10 protein-coding genes are annotated in these 15132 nt (G+C 30.3%); all 10 read left to right on the forward strand.

What is annotated here, in order from left to right:
• The first annotated feature begins 223 nt into the window (after positions 1 to 223).
• On the forward strand, positions 224 to 853 hold the full coding sequence (locus tag FVE77_RS00715) for an adenylate kinase (RefSeq protein WP_026745407.1): 630 nt from the start codon (positions 224 to 226) through the stop codon (positions 851 to 853).
• A 211-nt stretch (positions 854 to 1064) separates the two neighbouring features.
• The gene (map, locus tag FVE77_RS00720; RefSeq protein ID WP_026745406.1) at positions 1065 to 1838 is read left to right on the forward strand and encodes a type I methionyl aminopeptidase; all 774 of its coding nucleotides are present in this window, start codon (positions 1065 to 1067) and stop codon (positions 1836 to 1838) included.
• 46 nt (positions 1839 to 1884) lie between these two features.
• Positions 1885 to 2262 carry a DUF1304 domain-containing protein gene (locus FVE77_RS00725; RefSeq protein ID WP_026745405.1) on the forward strand — a complete coding sequence of 126 codons (378 nt, stop codon included), beginning with the start codon at positions 1885 to 1887 and terminating at the stop codon, positions 2260 to 2262.
• 778 nt (positions 2263 to 3040) lie between these two features.
• Entirely contained in the window at positions 3041 to 4396 is a 1356-nt protein-coding gene (locus FVE77_RS00730; RefSeq protein ID WP_026745404.1) for a glucose-6-phosphate isomerase, read from the forward strand.
• 199 nt (positions 4397 to 4595) lie between these two features.
• Entirely contained in the window at positions 4596 to 5969 is a 1374-nt protein-coding gene (locus FVE77_RS00735; RefSeq protein ID WP_026745403.1) for an aminopeptidase, read from the forward strand.
• Between the two features lie 29 nt (positions 5970 to 5998).
• On the forward strand, positions 5999 to 9052 hold the full coding sequence (locus FVE77_RS00740) for an alpha amylase N-terminal ig-like domain-containing protein (protein WP_026745402.1): 3054 nt from the start codon (positions 5999 to 6001) through the stop codon (positions 9050 to 9052).
• 470 nt (positions 9053 to 9522) lie between these two features.
• A complete protein-coding gene (locus FVE77_RS00745; RefSeq protein ID WP_026745401.1) occupies positions 9523 to 10125 on the forward strand; it encodes a DUF1819 family protein in 603 nt (200 codons plus the stop codon).
• Positions 10125 to 10703, forward strand: a complete 579-nt coding sequence (locus tag FVE77_RS00750; protein ID WP_026745400.1) for a DUF1788 domain-containing protein — start codon at positions 10125 to 10127, stop codon at positions 10701 to 10703. The genes FVE77_RS00745 and FVE77_RS00750 overlap by 1 nt, the downstream gene beginning before the upstream one ends.
• 129 nt (positions 10704 to 10832) lie before the next feature.
• Positions 10833 to 14414, forward strand: coding sequence for a BREX system P-loop protein BrxC (gene brxC / locus FVE77_RS00755; RefSeq protein ID WP_026745399.1), 3582 nt, complete (start codon positions 10833 to 10835; stop codon positions 14412 to 14414).
• 34 nt (positions 14415 to 14448) lie between these two features.
• Positions 14449 to 15096 carry a Shedu anti-phage system protein SduA domain-containing protein gene (locus tag FVE77_RS00760; RefSeq protein ID WP_197735415.1) on the forward strand — a complete coding sequence of 216 codons (648 nt, stop codon included), beginning with the start codon at positions 14449 to 14451 and terminating at the stop codon, positions 15094 to 15096.
• The last annotated feature ends 36 nt before the right edge of the window (positions 15097 to 15132 follow it).

The following is a 15132-nucleotide window of genomic DNA, read 5'->3' on the forward strand; positions in this document are numbered from 1 at the left end:
TGTGGTAAAATATAGAAGGGTTTATTACCCACTCTAACTTAAATTAGCTAAAATTCTTTAGCAGAAAAAACTGATTAAATTCAGTTTTTTTTTCTTTATTTCTTATTTTTTAGAAAATTTAAAAAAGAAAATTGAAAAATGGCTTTTAAAATGTTAAAATTAGATGTGAAAAAATAAATTTGGAAAGGAGCGGTATTTAATTTTAAATATCGGATAAATAATTATGAATATAGTGTTATTTGGAGCGCCAGGAGCAGGAAAAGGAACTCAGGCAAAGGAATTAATTCAAAAATATGAAATTCCTCAAATTTCAACAGGAGATATTTTGAGAGCGGCAATTGCAAACAAGACTCCGTTAGGACTGGAAGCAAAAAAATTGATGGATGAAGGGAAATTGGTTTCTGATGAAATCGTAAACGGACTTGTGGAAGCAAGACTTCAGGAAGAAGACTGTAAAAAAGGATTTATTTTGGATGGTTTTCCAAGAACGGTAGCTCAAGCTGAAGAACTTGACAAAATTTTGGCAAAATCAAGCAGAGAAATTGAAAAAGTAATCGCACTTGAAGTTAGTGATGAAGAAATTATCGAAAGAATCACAGGAAGAAGAGTATCGAAAAAAACTGGTAAAATTTATCACATAAAATACAATCCGCCAGTTGACGAAAATCCAGAAGATTTGGAACAGAGGGCAGACGATAATGAAGAAACGGTAAAAAAACGTTTGGCAGTTTATAACGAGCAGACAGCACCAGTATTGGACTTTTACAAAAAGCAGAATAAAGTTTACAGCGTAGATGGTGCAAAAAAACTGGAAGAAATTACAAAAGATATAATTGATATTTTGGAAAAATAGTAAATATTTTCAAAATTATCTAAGGTTAAATTGGTAAAAATTAAGAAAATTTAGAACTTGAATTTAATTTTAAAGTAATATTGCTAAATTTATTTGATGATTAATAAAATTTTATTTTTAAAAGGATAAGACTTTTTGTAAAAAAGTATTGAACTGTTAAATATATCTACTAAAAAATAAAAAAAGAATTTAGAAAGAAGAAGTACAAAAAATGATAATTTATAAAACATTGGATGAAATAAAAAAAATAAAAAAAGCTAATGAAATAATCGCAAGACTTTTTGAAGATGTATTGCCAAAACACGTAAAAGCTGGAATCAGCACATACGAACTGGACCAGATCGCTGAAGACTACATTAGAAGCCAAGGAGCAATTCCAGGAACTAAGGGTTATGATGTAGGTCGTCCATACCCTCCTTATCCAGCCGCAACTTGTATTTCTGTAAACGAAGTTGTCGTACACGGTATTCCAAGCAAAAAGCAGATACTGAAGGAAGGGGATATTCTGACAGTTGATACAGTTACAGTGCTTGACGGCTATTTTGGTGACGCTGCGATTACTTATGCTGTGGGAGAAATTGACGAAACTTCTAAAAAACTTATGGAAGTTACTGAAAAGGCAAGAGATATTGGGGTTGAAGCAGCACGTGCCGGAAATAGAATTGGAGATATTGGGCATGCTATTCAGGAATATGTGGAAAGTTTTGGATTCTCGCTTGTAAGAGATTTTGCAGGGCATGGAGTAGGAAAGGAAATGCACGAAGATCCAATTATTCCAAATTATGGAAAGGCTGGAACAGGGGCTAAAATTGAAGATGGAATGGTAATCACAGTTGAACCGATGGTAAATGTCGGTACTTATAAAGTAAAAGTTCTATCGGATATGTGGACTGCAGTTACCAAAGATGGAAAACGTTCAGCCCAATACGAACACAGCCTCGCCATTATTGACGGAAAGCCTGTAATTTTAAGTGTAAGAGATTAAGTTAAAAATAAAGAATATAAAAATATAAAGAAGGGAGAGAATTATTTTGAGCATACTGGCACTCATATTAATATTATTTGTGGCAATTGAGCATTACTGTATATTAATTCTTGAAATGTATTTTAATGAAAGTGAAACTATACAACGAAATTTTGGACTTGATTCAAAATTCTTAAAAGATGAGCGCGTAAAAAAAATGATGGCAAATCAAGGATTATACAACAGTTTTCTTGCCTCAGGATTAATATGGAGTTTAACTGAAACTGGAGAATTTCAAATTCAAATTGCAGTTTTCTTCCTGATTTGTATTATATGTGCAGCTGTTTATGGTTCTGTCACAGTTTCCAAAAAAATATTTTTATTGCAGGGACTACCTGCCCTAATGGCTATTATTGCGGTATTATTGCCATTAATAGTTTCATAAGCTTGATTAGATTTTTAAAGAGACACCTGAACTGGAAAATTTTGCTTTGGAGAGTTTGGGTGTTTTTTTATAGTGAAAATCGAAAAATCCATGAAATTAAAGTCATTTTTTACAAGATTATTTTGACAGGTCTAGAAATGCAGGAGCATGATTTTAAAAGAGAGTTTAGGCTCTGAATGGCAAGAATTATAGAATTCTGTAAATAAAAAACAGCCCACCTGGTATTGTATGGACTGGATTTTATGACCAATTAATTCTTCGGTTGTGATATATGAAAAGATTAATAATATTAATATTAACAGAATTATTATAGCAAAAATTTCTTAGAAAATCAATACCTTTGAAAAAAAATTTTAATTTATAGTAAATTATGAATGCAAATGTTACGTTTTATTACAAAAAACTTATTTATTCTTTAGACAGGAAGTGTGTTGCGTGAATTGAAATTTAGGGGGATTGAGAGTATTTAAAGTTGGGACATCTTTGAATACGGAGAGATTTTAGTGATAAAAATTAAGATTTTTAAAAAAATTAGATAGAAAAATTTGAAAAAAAGTGCTTTTTTTGTTATACTTTAGTTGAGAAATAAATTTAATAAGAAATTGCTTTAAATAGAACATAACTAATAGTTATGCTTTTATAAGTTCATTTTTTAGAAAAGTTTTGCTATATTATGAATATTTGATTTTAAAGTTGGATTACTATGTGTGAAATTATAGGGATTTTTTGATTTTCAGAAAATTTGGGAAATAAAATAAAAATATTGAAGGAGAAAAAAATGAAACTAAATTTTAATTATCAATTTGCAAAAAATTTTTTTAACGAAAATGAATTGAAACAGATTAAACCGTATGTAGAATTGGCAAATGAAGTGCTGACTTCAAAAAGTGGAGCAGGAAGTGACTTTTTAGGATGGGTTGACTTGCCTGAAAATTACGACAAGGATGAGTTTGCCAGAATAAAAAAGGCTGCTGAAAAGATTAAAAATGATTCAGAAGTTTTAATAGTAATCGGAATTGGAGGATCTTATTTAGGGGCAAAAGCTGCGATAGAGTTTTTATCACACAGCTTTTACAATAACTTGCCAAAAGATAAAAGAAAGACTCCTGAAATTTACTTTGCGGGAACAAATATGAGCGGTGTTTATCTGCAGCATTTAATAGAAGTAGTTGGAGACAGGGATTTTTCAGTAAATGTAATTTCAAAATCTGGAACTACGACTGAACCTGCGATTGCATTTAGAGTGTTCAAAAAAATGCTGGAAGAAAAATATGGAAAAGAAGAAGCCGCAAAAAGAATATACGCTACAACAGATAAGGAAAAAGGTGCATTAAAAACACTTGCTGCAGCTGAAGGATATGAAACTTTTGTTGTACCTGACAATGTTGGAGGAAGATTTTCTGTATTGACTGCAGTAGGGCTTTTACCAATTGCAGCGGCTGGAATTAATATTGATGACTTGATGGCTGGGGCAAAAGATGCGATGAATGACTTTGCAAACAAAAATATGGATGAAAATCAGGCTTTACAATATGCGGCTGTGAGAAATATCTTGCACAGAAAAGGAAAAGACTTGGAATTAATGGTAAATTATGAGCCAAGAGTTCATTATTTGGCAGAATGGTGGAAACAGTTGTTTGGAGAATCTGAAGGGAAAGATGGAAAAGGATTGTATCCGACTTCGGCAGATTTTTCAGCAGACTTGCATTCATTGGGTCAATATATTCAGGAAGGACAAAGATTATTCTTTGAAACAGTAGTTTCTATTGGAAAACCGGAAGTGGAATTTGTCATTGAAAGTGACAAGGATAACCTTGATGGACTAAACTTTATTGCCGGGAAAACATTGGATTATGTAAATAAAAAAGCAACTGACGGGGTAATTTTGGCACATATTGACGGAAATGTACCTAATTTAGGCGTAAACATTCCTGAAGCTACTCCTTATCATTTAGGGTATACATTCTATTTCTTTGAAAAAGCATGTGGAGTAAGCGGATACCTTTTAGGTGTAAATCCATTTGATCAGCCAGGAGTGGAAGCATACAAGAAAAATATGTTCGCATTGTTAGGAAAACCTGGATACGAAGAAGCTGGAAAAGAATTGGAAAAAAAATTAAACGAAGTTAAATAGTATTTTAAGTGGGATATTTCTAAAATATACTGCATTATGTTTTATCTAGTTTAATTTTGAAAAATTCTAGTAAAATTTAATAAATTTGTATAAATTGAAAAGTTAATTTAGTTTGGAAAGAAGGTGGCTGATTTGGGACATTTTTTCAAGTAGCCATCTTTTATTGTGTATTTTGTGAACTTTGGAAAGGATGTAGAAAATGACAAAGGAAAATTTGTGGAAAAATTATACAGATGAACAAAAAAAAGTGATTTTTGACTTTGCTGAAGATTATAAAAAATATTTGGATTCTGCCAAAACTGAGAGAGAATTTGTGGATTTGACGGAAAAGGAACTTGAAAAAAATGGCTTTGTCAATATTAATGAAAAAAGTGAATTGAAAAAAGGGGATAAAATTTATTTTAACAACAGAAATAAAAATATCATTGCAGTAATTATCGGAAATGATATAAAAAGCGGGATTAATATGATTGTTTCCCACGTAGATTCTCCAAGACTGGATTTAAAGCCAAATCCGGTAATGGAAGAAGAAGAATTCGCACTTTTAAATACACATTATTATGGTGGAATTAAAAAATATCAATGGGCCGCGACTCCACTTGCATTGCATGGTGTTGTTTTCTTAAAAAACGGAGAAAAAGTGACACTTTCTATTGGAGAAAAAGATGACGAGCCTGTATTCAGTATGCCTGATATATTGCCACATTTGTCTTACAATGTGCAGGATGAAAGAAAGGCAAGAGATGTTATTAAAGGTGAAGAACTGAAATTATTATTTGGAAATATGCCTTTAAATGATGAAAATGTAAATAAAAAAATAAAGCAGTTTGTGCTTGATAAATTGAAAAAAGATTATGGAATAGAAGAAGATGATTTCTTTACAGCGGAGCTGGAAGTTGTGCCAGCTGGGAAATTGCGGGATGTGGGGCTTGATAAGAGCATGATTGGAGGATATGGTCAAGATGACAGAATTTGTGCATATACTTCGCTTAGAGCCTTGCTTGATGTTAAGGAAATTGAGAAAACTGTTATGATTTATTTGACAGATAAAGAAGAAATTGGAAGTGAAGGTTCTACCAGCTTGAAGTCAACATTGCCTGAATATGTTGTTGGGAAAATGCTTTCACTTACAGAAAAAAATTACAATGATCAGATATTGAGGGAAACTTTGTGGAACTCAAAAGCCTTGTCCTCGGATGTTACGGCTGCGTTAAATCCTGTATTTAAGTCAGTTCATGATGTGGAAAACGTAGCAAGATTATCTTATGGACTGGCATTTGCAAAATATACAGGAAGCCGTGGAAAAGTTATGGCAAACGATGCCGATGCAGAATTTATTCAAGAAATAAGACAAATATTTGACAAAAATGAGATTAAATATCAGTCGGGTGGCTTTGGAAAAGTAGATGAAGGTGGCGGAGGAACAGTTGCTAAGTTCTTGGCTTACTACGGAATCAGAACGGTAGACGCAGGGCCTGCGCTTTTATCAATGCACTCTTTATTTGAAATCTCATCAAAAGCAGATTTGTACGAAACATACAAAGCATATAAAGTGTTTTTTGAATTAGATTAAGGAAAGAGCAGATAAATTAGGAGATAAAAATGGGTTATAAAATTATAATTTATAAGGATAATAAATTTTATAAAGAAGAGAACTTGAAACAAAATTGGGAAAATTTTATATATAAATGGGGAAATATCGAACCAGGAAGCTATTTTTTTGAAATAAAAAATGAGGAAACAGATGCTATAAGTGGTGTAACTTATAGTCACACAGCTCCATTTGCAAAAAGATTTGAGGCTGTGGTGGATGAAGACTTGCCACCAAAGTCAATAACTGGATTTCAAAAGGGAATAGATATTTATGTAGAGTATTATCCTTCTAAAAAGACGATTTCATTCACAAAAATGAAATTTTACAGAATGAACTTGGATATTGCTGATTTTGGATTGGAAAAGGCTGATAAAGTTGAAATTGCAGGGAACTTTAATAACTGGAAGCCTGATACTGAGCCTATTTATCATTTTGAAGGAACAAATTATGAAGTAATATTGGCTTCACCTGAGGGAGTTTATGAATATAAATATTTGATTGACGGGAAATGGTATCCTGAAAATGAAAATAAAAAATTGATAGTTGGAGAAAATGGAGCGTTGTTTCCACAAGGAGATTTGGGAACTGGAAAATTTGTATATGAAGCCATTGACAAAAATACAAATTTGAAGGCTATCGTACATAATTATGACAGCTTGCAATATTTTAACAAACTTTCAGATAATGAATACGAGTTTAAAATAAGAACTCAGATGAATGATGTAGAACGTGCCTATATTAGTGTTGTTTTACATGAAGAAGATAATTATGAAATGATTTATGAGCTTGAAAGGTATCAGGATAAGACAAACGGATTTGATTATTTTGAAAGAATAATTAATTTTGGTAAAGAGGCAAAAAAACTTTTGTATTATTTTATTCTTGAAGATAACGGCTCAAGAGCCTATTTTAACGGAAAAACATTGAGTTACAGCAAGCCCAAAAGATTAGTTGTAAATACAACTTCTAAGGATATACAGCTATTTGACGTTCCAAACTGGGCAAAAGAGGCAATCTGGTATAATATTTTCCCAGACAGATTTTACAATGGAAATCACTATAATGACCCTATTTTTAATGAATTTGGACCTGAAGCTTTTAAGCCTAACAGACTTCATGAGCAGAACTTTATCGAAGATTATAAATGGGAAAAAAGCAATAATGTGATTAGCCAATTTGACAGAAATCGTTGGACTTCTGATTTTAGGGAACAGGTAATTTGGGAAAAACTGGGAGAGCGTGAAATTGACTACAGCTTAAAATATGCCAGAATGTATGGTGGAGATTTACAAGGAATAAAAGAAAAAATACCGTACATGAAGGAATTGGGAATTAATGCAGTGTGGCTAAATCCAGTATTTTTCTCATACCAAAATCATAAATACGGAGCAAACGACTTTAGACATATTTCGCCAGACTTTGGGACAATAAAGACAAGTGGAAAAACTCATGGCGTGGAAATTAATAAAAATAATAAATATGGAAATAAATCCTATGTGGATGTGCTTGGAAACAAGGCTTCAACAAGCAGTGAGCTAAAACTTCTGGAAGTAAATCTGAATGGTAAAAACCGTGGGAAAAATGGCTATGGAGAAACAGAAGATCCATCAACATGGATCTGGACAGAATCAGACTTGATAATGGTTGATTTGATAAAGGAATTTCATAAAAATGGTATTCGTGTGATATTTGACGGAGTTTTCAATCATAGCAGCAGTGAGCATTGGACATTTAATATGGTGCTTGCTGATGGGGAAAATTCTAAATATAAGGACTGGTATAAATTTACGGATTTTGGACAGCACGTTCCAATAACGGATGAAATGAGTGATGAACAGGCATACGAAACTCTTATTGCAAATAGAAAAAGAACTATCTACAATGCTTGGGGAGGATTTGACTCGCTTCCTGAATTTAACTCGTTTAATCAGGAATATAAGGAATATATTTTTAATATTACAAGAAAATGGATGTATGGGCCTGATGGAAAAGAAAGTGAAAACTGGATGGAAGATGATGGAATTGATGGATGGCGTCTTGATGTTCCAAACTGTCTTGAAAATCAGAATTTCTGGAATGAATGGCGTGAGGTCGTAAAGGGCAGCAAGAAAGATTCATACATAACTGCTGAACTTTGGGGAAATGCGGCAGGCGATATTAACGGTGGAAATAAATTTGACACTGTGATGAACTACGAATGGTTAAAAACAGTTATTGGATTTTTTATTAATCAAAGCCGTGAAGGTGGCGTAAGATATAAATTGAAGGCACAGGACTTTTTCAACGAGCTTCGGGAAAAAAGAACTTGGTATCCATATCAGGCATTGCAGGCAAGCCAGAACTTAAACGGCTCGCATGATACAGACAGGCTTTATTCTAGAATTGTAAATGATGTGCTTGGAAGAAATCTGGAGGAAGGAAAACAGCTGGAAAAAGGTTATAACGGAATTCGTCCGGATTTAGCTTCAAATTATCATCCAAACACAACAATAGACTGGCGAAACAGCCAAATTAAACCAAAAGACATATTAAAATTAATCTCAGTATTCCAAATGACATACATTGGAGCACCAATGCTATTTTACGGTGATGAAGTAGGAATGTGGGGAGCAACGGATCCATATTGCCGAAAACCGATGTTATGGAAGGAATATTTGTATGATGATGAAAAAAATCCATCACACATTAACCAAAATGAAGTTTACCAGCAAAAAGTTGACAGTGATTTGTTTGAATGGTATAAAAAATTAATCAGAATAAGACTAGAAAATAAAACGCTTGTCTATGGTAAATTTAGAGAAATTATGGCAGATAATGAAAAAGATTTAATTGTTTATGAAAGAGTGATTGAAGATAATTCCATAATAGTTGTTATAAATAATTCTTTTAATGATTGGGAAAATGTGGAATTTGAAACGCATTATCAAGATGAAAGGTTTATAGATCTGGTAACAGAAGGAAGAACATTCAGAACAAGTTCTAACGGAAAAATCAAACTAAATATAAAAGCAAAAGAAGGAATGATTTTGCGAAAAGTTAGAATAGATGGAGATTATGAGTAAAGATAATTGATTGAAAAATTAAATATAATTTTTGTTGAGATAAAAGGGACTATGATTTTGGGTAGTTCCTTTTTTGTTTATTTATAAGGAAATTAAATTCATATTTTTTAAGGTATTTACTGATATATTTGATAATTTTAAAAGAGGCATTAGCCCCTTTTTCTCTTTTATGTGTAATACTAAATCCAGTTTGAAAAATTTATTTATTTTATGGCAAGGGATAAAGACCTCTTGTTAAATAGGATTTATAATAAATCTATTAGTCTAATGGAAATAGTATAAAAGTAAATTTGTTATGATTTTATATTAATTTTTGATTTTTAAATGGAAATTTAGTATAAAAATTGCTTATCATTAAAAAAAGATTTTGAAATAAAAAAGTTATTAATTTTACTTGTAAAACATAAAAATGTAATGATATAATATTTAATAAGAAATAAACAAAAATTAATGTAATTAAGGGGTAGAAAATGGGAAAAAGAGAATACAGTGCTGGAATTGTAAGTAAAGGATTCTGGTTTTTAGAATTTAAAAAATTTTTAGAGTTTTTGAAAGATGGGAAAAATGAGAATGAGATAAGAAAAATGCAGGAAGAAGAAAATATTTTTTCTGTACCTTCTAAAGATTATGGTAAAAGAATTTTTAGTGAAATTAATAAAAGAATAAAAGTACTTTCTGGGGAAATAAAGGAACTATTTTTTGAAAGTGATACAGGAACCCAAAAAATAATAAATCTTTTATCTATAATGGTAACTGATAAATTATTTTTTGAATATGTATACAATTCGTACAGAAATGAGCTGTTGCTTGGGACAAAAGAATATAATCCAGGTGTTGTTATGAAGTTTCTGAAGGAAAAAGCAGAGCAAAATGAAGAGGTAGCAAAGTTTAGTGAAAAAACACTGAAAAGAATGCAAGGAACATATGGAAATTATTTAAAAGAAGCAGGTTTACTTGAGGAAAAAAACAAAGAGATATTATATGGTAAAGTTTATTTAGATTATGAACTGGAAAAATTATTAAGGGAAAATAATATGGAAATATATATAAAAGCATTAAAAGGAGAAGTGTAATGACAAAAACAGAAAAAAATTTAGGAAAAATAGAAAGTGAAATAGGAAAGACTTCTTTTTTAAATGGCAAAGGACTTGGGAATGAAGTTTCATATTATGTTTTTGATTATGATCCTAAAGATGAAATTCTTGTAAGGGAATATATTGATAAGTTGGTAAAAAAGGATAAGGAATTTGGTGATGGATATAAACTGAAAGTTTATGATGTGTATGACTTGATGATTGACTTGCTTGAATCTGAAGGATATCTGGAAGATTGCTTTGAGATGGAAAAAAATGATGGAATGAATTATCTTGTAGAGTCTGTAAATGATTTACTTAGAATGAGCGATAACAATGACTACTTTACAGAATATATAGAAGAAAATACACCTGAAAAAGCTATTGTTTTTTTAACGGGAGTTGGAAAAATATTTCCGTTTGTGCGTTCACATAAAATATTGAATAATCTGCATCAAAGCTTTAATAAAGCTCCAGTAGTAATGTTTTATCCAGGAAAATATGATGGACAGTCATTGGAATTATTTGGAGAATTTAAAGATGATAATTATTACAGGGCTTTTCCGCTCATAAAGTAATTTGGGAAAATAATTTAAGATAAGAAAATAGGTTGGGGGTTAAACAAATTTTATAAAAATCATAAAACAATAATATATAAATAGAGAGGAGTGTATGGAGCTTTTTAAAATATAGCTTCAGAAGAGTTTATGAAAATAAGAGAGATGTTTAAGAAACCTATTGATAGAAATATAGAAGGGGTAATAAAAACAGGACAGGAAGGGAAAGAAAATAAAAAGCAGGAACTGGAAGAATATGTAGTAACAAATGAATTACAGAAACATTTTAGGGATTTTTTTTCAGCATATAGTAAAGGGATTGATGGAAGTACGGAAGATATAGGTGTCTGGATAAGTGGTTTCTTTGGAAGTGGGAAATCACATTTGCTGAAAATACTATCTTATTTATTTTCAAATGAAGAGATTGATGGGAAAAGAGCGATAGATTATTTTGTAGAAGATAATAAAATAAAGGATGAAATGGTTATTGCAGATATGAAAAGAGCTTGTCAAATCTCGACTGATTCTATTTTATTTAATATTGATTCTAAAAGTGAAAGTACTGGAAATAAAGGAAAAGATGATATTCTGAAAGTATTTTTGAAAGCATTTAATGAAATGCAGGGATTCTCACCAAATCCATATGTGGCAGATTTAGAGAGGGAATTGGTTTCAGCTGGAAAATATGAGGAGTTTAAAGAAAAATTTGAAGAAATTTCCAGAAAAAACTGGGAAGAAAGAAGAAATAATTTTAACTTTGAAACTTCCAAAGTTAAAAAAGCCTTGGCAGAAATAGAATTTATGACAGAAGAGGAAGCAAATAACTGGATTGAATCTTCTAAAAAGGACTATTCCATTTCGATAGAAGATTTTGCAAAAATGATTGATAAATATATTAAGAAAAAAGGAAATAATCATCATGTAATATTTTTTGTAGATGAAGTTGGACAGTATATAGGAGAAAATACTGATTTAATGCTGAATCTGCAAACTGTAACAGAAGATTTAGGAGTATATTGTAAAGGAAAAGCATGGGTAGTTGTAACTTCTCAACAAGCGATAGATTCTATTACAAAAGTAAAAGGAAATGATTTTTCTAAAATACAGGGTAGATTTAAAACTAGAATCAGCCTAACTTCTACAGATGTATCAGAAGTTATAAAAAAGAGAATTTTAGAAAAAAATGAATACGCAGAAAAAGAACTGTCTTTAGTTTATGCGGAAAAGGAATCGGTAATAAAAAATCTTGTTATATTTGATGATGGAATTGAAAAGAAGATTTATTCAGATGTAAAAGATTTTCAGGAAGTGTATCCTTTTATTCCGTATCAGTTTCAGATACTTTCGTATGTTTTAACTTCTATTCGTGAACATAGTTCAAGTGGAAAACATTTATCTGAAGGAGAGCGTTCGATGCTTGCAATGTTTAAAGAAGGAGCAGAAAAATATAAAGAAAATGAAACAGGAATACTTGTTTCCTTTGATAAATTTTATGATGGACTCCAAAGTTTTCTGGATCACTCACATTCAGTGATTATAACAGGAGCTATGAAAAATAGCTATATTAATCCTGAAAATGAAGAAAATTGCTTTAATGTGAATGTACTTAAAGTTCTTTTTATGATTAAGTATGTTAAGGAAATAAAGGGAACACTGGAAAATATTACTACATTAATGGTTGAAGATATAAATGAAGATAGAATAGTGTTAAAGGAAAAGATTAAGGAAGCACTAGATGTACTTATAAAACAGACACTTGTACAAAAATCTGGAGATGTATATATATTCCTGACAAATGAAGAGCAGGAAGTAGAGAAAATGATTGATAAAATTGATGTGGATATGAATGAAATATTGAGAAAAATTTCCGAAAAAATATTTGATAAATTCTATTCAGAGAAAAAATATCAGTCACCTAAATTTAAAGATTATACTTTCTCCTTTAATCAGAAAGTTGATGACAATGCAAGAGGTAAAGATACATATGATATAGGTATAAATATAGTTACTCCAAATTCTGATTACAGTGGAAATGAAAGTTCCCTATTAATGAAAAGTACACAGGAAAATTCAGTATTTATTGATTTAGGAGAAAATAGTTTTTATATAAATGAAATAGAGATGGATATAAAAATAGAGAAATTCTTAAAATCAGGAGAGGCTGATGATTTACCACAAGGAAGTATTATAAAGGAAAAAAAGAGTACAGAGCGTAAGGAACATATAGAACGTTCAGAACGGATGCTGGAAGAGGCTCTTAGAGATGCAAAATATTATGTGGGAGGAAATAACCTTTCTCTTAATGCAAAGGACTATAAAACTAAGATAACTGAAGCATTAGGAAAATTAGTGAACAAAGTATATAACAAACTGGACTATATTACAAAATCTATGGGAGAAAGTGATATAAGGGAAATTTTTGAAGATAGGGAAGATACCTTGATTACTGCTGAAAGAAAAAAAGATAACGTAAATGCAATACAGGAAGTTGTAAATCATATAAAACTTAAAAAGGAAAAAGGACTGAAGATAAACATAAAGGAAGTAAAGGATTATTTTTCAAAAGCTCCATTTGGATGGAATGATAAAGATATTGAATGGATAGTTGTAAGAGCATTTAAAGATGGAGAAATAGAGCTTAAAAGAAATGGAAACAGTTTAAACCTATTAAATGAAACTTCTGAAAATATTATAGAAAGTATTGTAAAAAAAGACAGTGGAGAAAGAGTTTATCTTGAAATAAAGGAAAAGATAGATAACAAAAGTATAAGAGCAATGAAAAATGTTGCAGATGAGCTGTTTGGAAAAAATATTGATTCAGAAGATACAGATAAAATGGTGAAGGATTTTAAAGAGCTGACAAGGGAAAAACTTGTTGAAATAGAAGAGTTGGAAAGAAACTATAAGAATAAAAATTATCCAGGCAAGGATGTATTGGAAAATAGAGAAAGACTTTTAAAAAGAATACTCGCATTGAAAGATACAAGAGAAATATTTGATGAAGTTTTAGGACATGAAGATGACTACTGTGATTATGTTGAAGCTATGGAGCCTATAGATAAGTTTTTTGCTGGAGAACAGAAAAATATATGGGATGAGTCTGTTAAACTATATGAAAAATATGCTGATTCTAAAAATTATTTTTCAGATGTAGAAATTGAGCAAACTGTAAGAGATATAAATAAAATATTGAATGATAAAAAACCATATAATGAAATTAAGGATTTGAATGAGCTAAATAAAAAATTTACTGAAAATTATAATCAGATTTTATCTGAAAGAAGAAATCCCATTTTAGATAAAATAAAAGAAATAAAAGAAATAACGTTGGAAAGACTGTATACGGAAAATGAAGAATTAAAAGAAAAGTTTACTAAAAAAGTTGAAGAAAGCTTTTCTGAAATTTTGAGAAATGCTGAAAAGTCAGAAAATATAAGGGAAATAGAAACTTTTGACAAAGAAGCTTCAAATTTGAAAAGTAAACTTCTTGATGAATTTGAAAAACAGGAAGAGGAAATAAGAGCAAACTTAAAAATAGATGATGCAGTAGAAAAGAGTCCAGCAATTCCAATAAGAATAAAGAAGCCAAAAATAATAGGAATCGCTAAAATAAATAAAGATAGAGTATGGAAAATACAAAGCAAAGAAGATATAGAAAGTTATCTTGAAAAATTGAGAAAAAAACTGGAAAAAGAACTGGAAGACAGTGAAATTGTGGAAGTGGAATTTTAAGATAAGAAGAAAAAAGAAAATAACTCATTATTAAATGAAGAAAGGTAAAATTATGACTTGGGATATAGAGGAAGTAGAAAGAAATTTAAAAAAAGCTTTTGATGAAAATTCAGAACAAAAACTATTAGATTTATTAAAAAAGAATACATTTTTATTTTATGAATTAGTTGAAAGAAAATATACAATGCAACCAATATTTCATGAAGTAGAATTTGGTAATAAATATAGATGTGATTTTTTATGGCTTTCTGATAGAAGTGACTATCCACAATGGGTATTAGTTGAGATAGAAAAACCTCAAGGAACCTTATTTAATCAAAATAAAAGTGTTTCTAATTATTTAAAAAAAGGAATAGAACAAGTAGATAACTGGAGAAGATATTTTGCTGAGTATCCTAGTGAAAAAGAGAGAATATTTAAAGCAAAAAATTTAAAATTTAGATATATATTAATAATAGGAAATAAAGAAGAATGGGAAAAAACCGAATTTTCAAAAAATTGGCGTGCATATAATGACAAAAAGATAGAAATAAGAACGATGGATGTATTTAAAAGAGCAATTGAAAATTTCAAAAAAAATCCAAAAGAATTTTTTTGTTTTGAAGAAAATCCTATTACAAAAAATTCAAAAGAATTAGAGGAGTATATAGAAAAGAATAGTTTTACTAGATTTTTAGGATAACTAAAATTATAGAAATAAAAAAATAGAAATAGGTGA

This window comes from Leptotrichia hofstadii (assembly GCF_007990525.1).
Taxonomy (GTDB): Bacteria; Fusobacteriota; Fusobacteriia; order Fusobacteriales; family Leptotrichiaceae; genus Leptotrichia; species Leptotrichia hofstadii.

Bases quoted from the DNA above. Each gene is read 5' to 3' on its own strand.
- FVE77_RS00715 (WP_026745407.1), top strand. From the start codon at position 224: ATGAATATAGTGTTATTTGGAGCGCCAGGAGCAGGAAAAGGAACTCAG.
- map (WP_026745406.1), top strand. From the start codon at position 1,065: ATGATAATTTATAAAACATTGGATGAAATAAAAAAAATAAAAAAAGCT.
- FVE77_RS00730 (WP_026745404.1), top strand. From the start codon at position 3,041: ATGAAACTAAATTTTAATTATCAATTTGCAAAAAATTTTTTTAACGAA.
- FVE77_RS00735 (WP_026745403.1), top strand. From the start codon at position 4,596: ATGACAAAGGAAAATTTGTGGAAAAATTATACAGATGAACAAAAAAAA.
- FVE77_RS00740 (WP_026745402.1), top strand. From the start codon at position 5,999: ATGGGTTATAAAATTATAATTTATAAGGATAATAAATTTTATAAAGAA.
- FVE77_RS00745 (WP_026745401.1), top strand. From the start codon at position 9,523: ATGGGAAAAAGAGAATACAGTGCTGGAATTGTAAGTAAAGGATTCTGG.
- FVE77_RS00750 (WP_026745400.1), top strand. From the start codon at position 10,125: ATGACAAAAACAGAAAAAAATTTAGGAAAAATAGAAAGTGAAATAGGA.
- brxC (WP_026745399.1), top strand. From the start codon at position 10,833: ATGAAAATAAGAGAGATGTTTAAGAAACCTATTGATAGAAATATAGAA.
- FVE77_RS00760 (WP_197735415.1), top strand. From the start codon at position 14,449: ATGAAGAAAGGTAAAATTATGACTTGGGATATAGAGGAAGTAGAAAGA.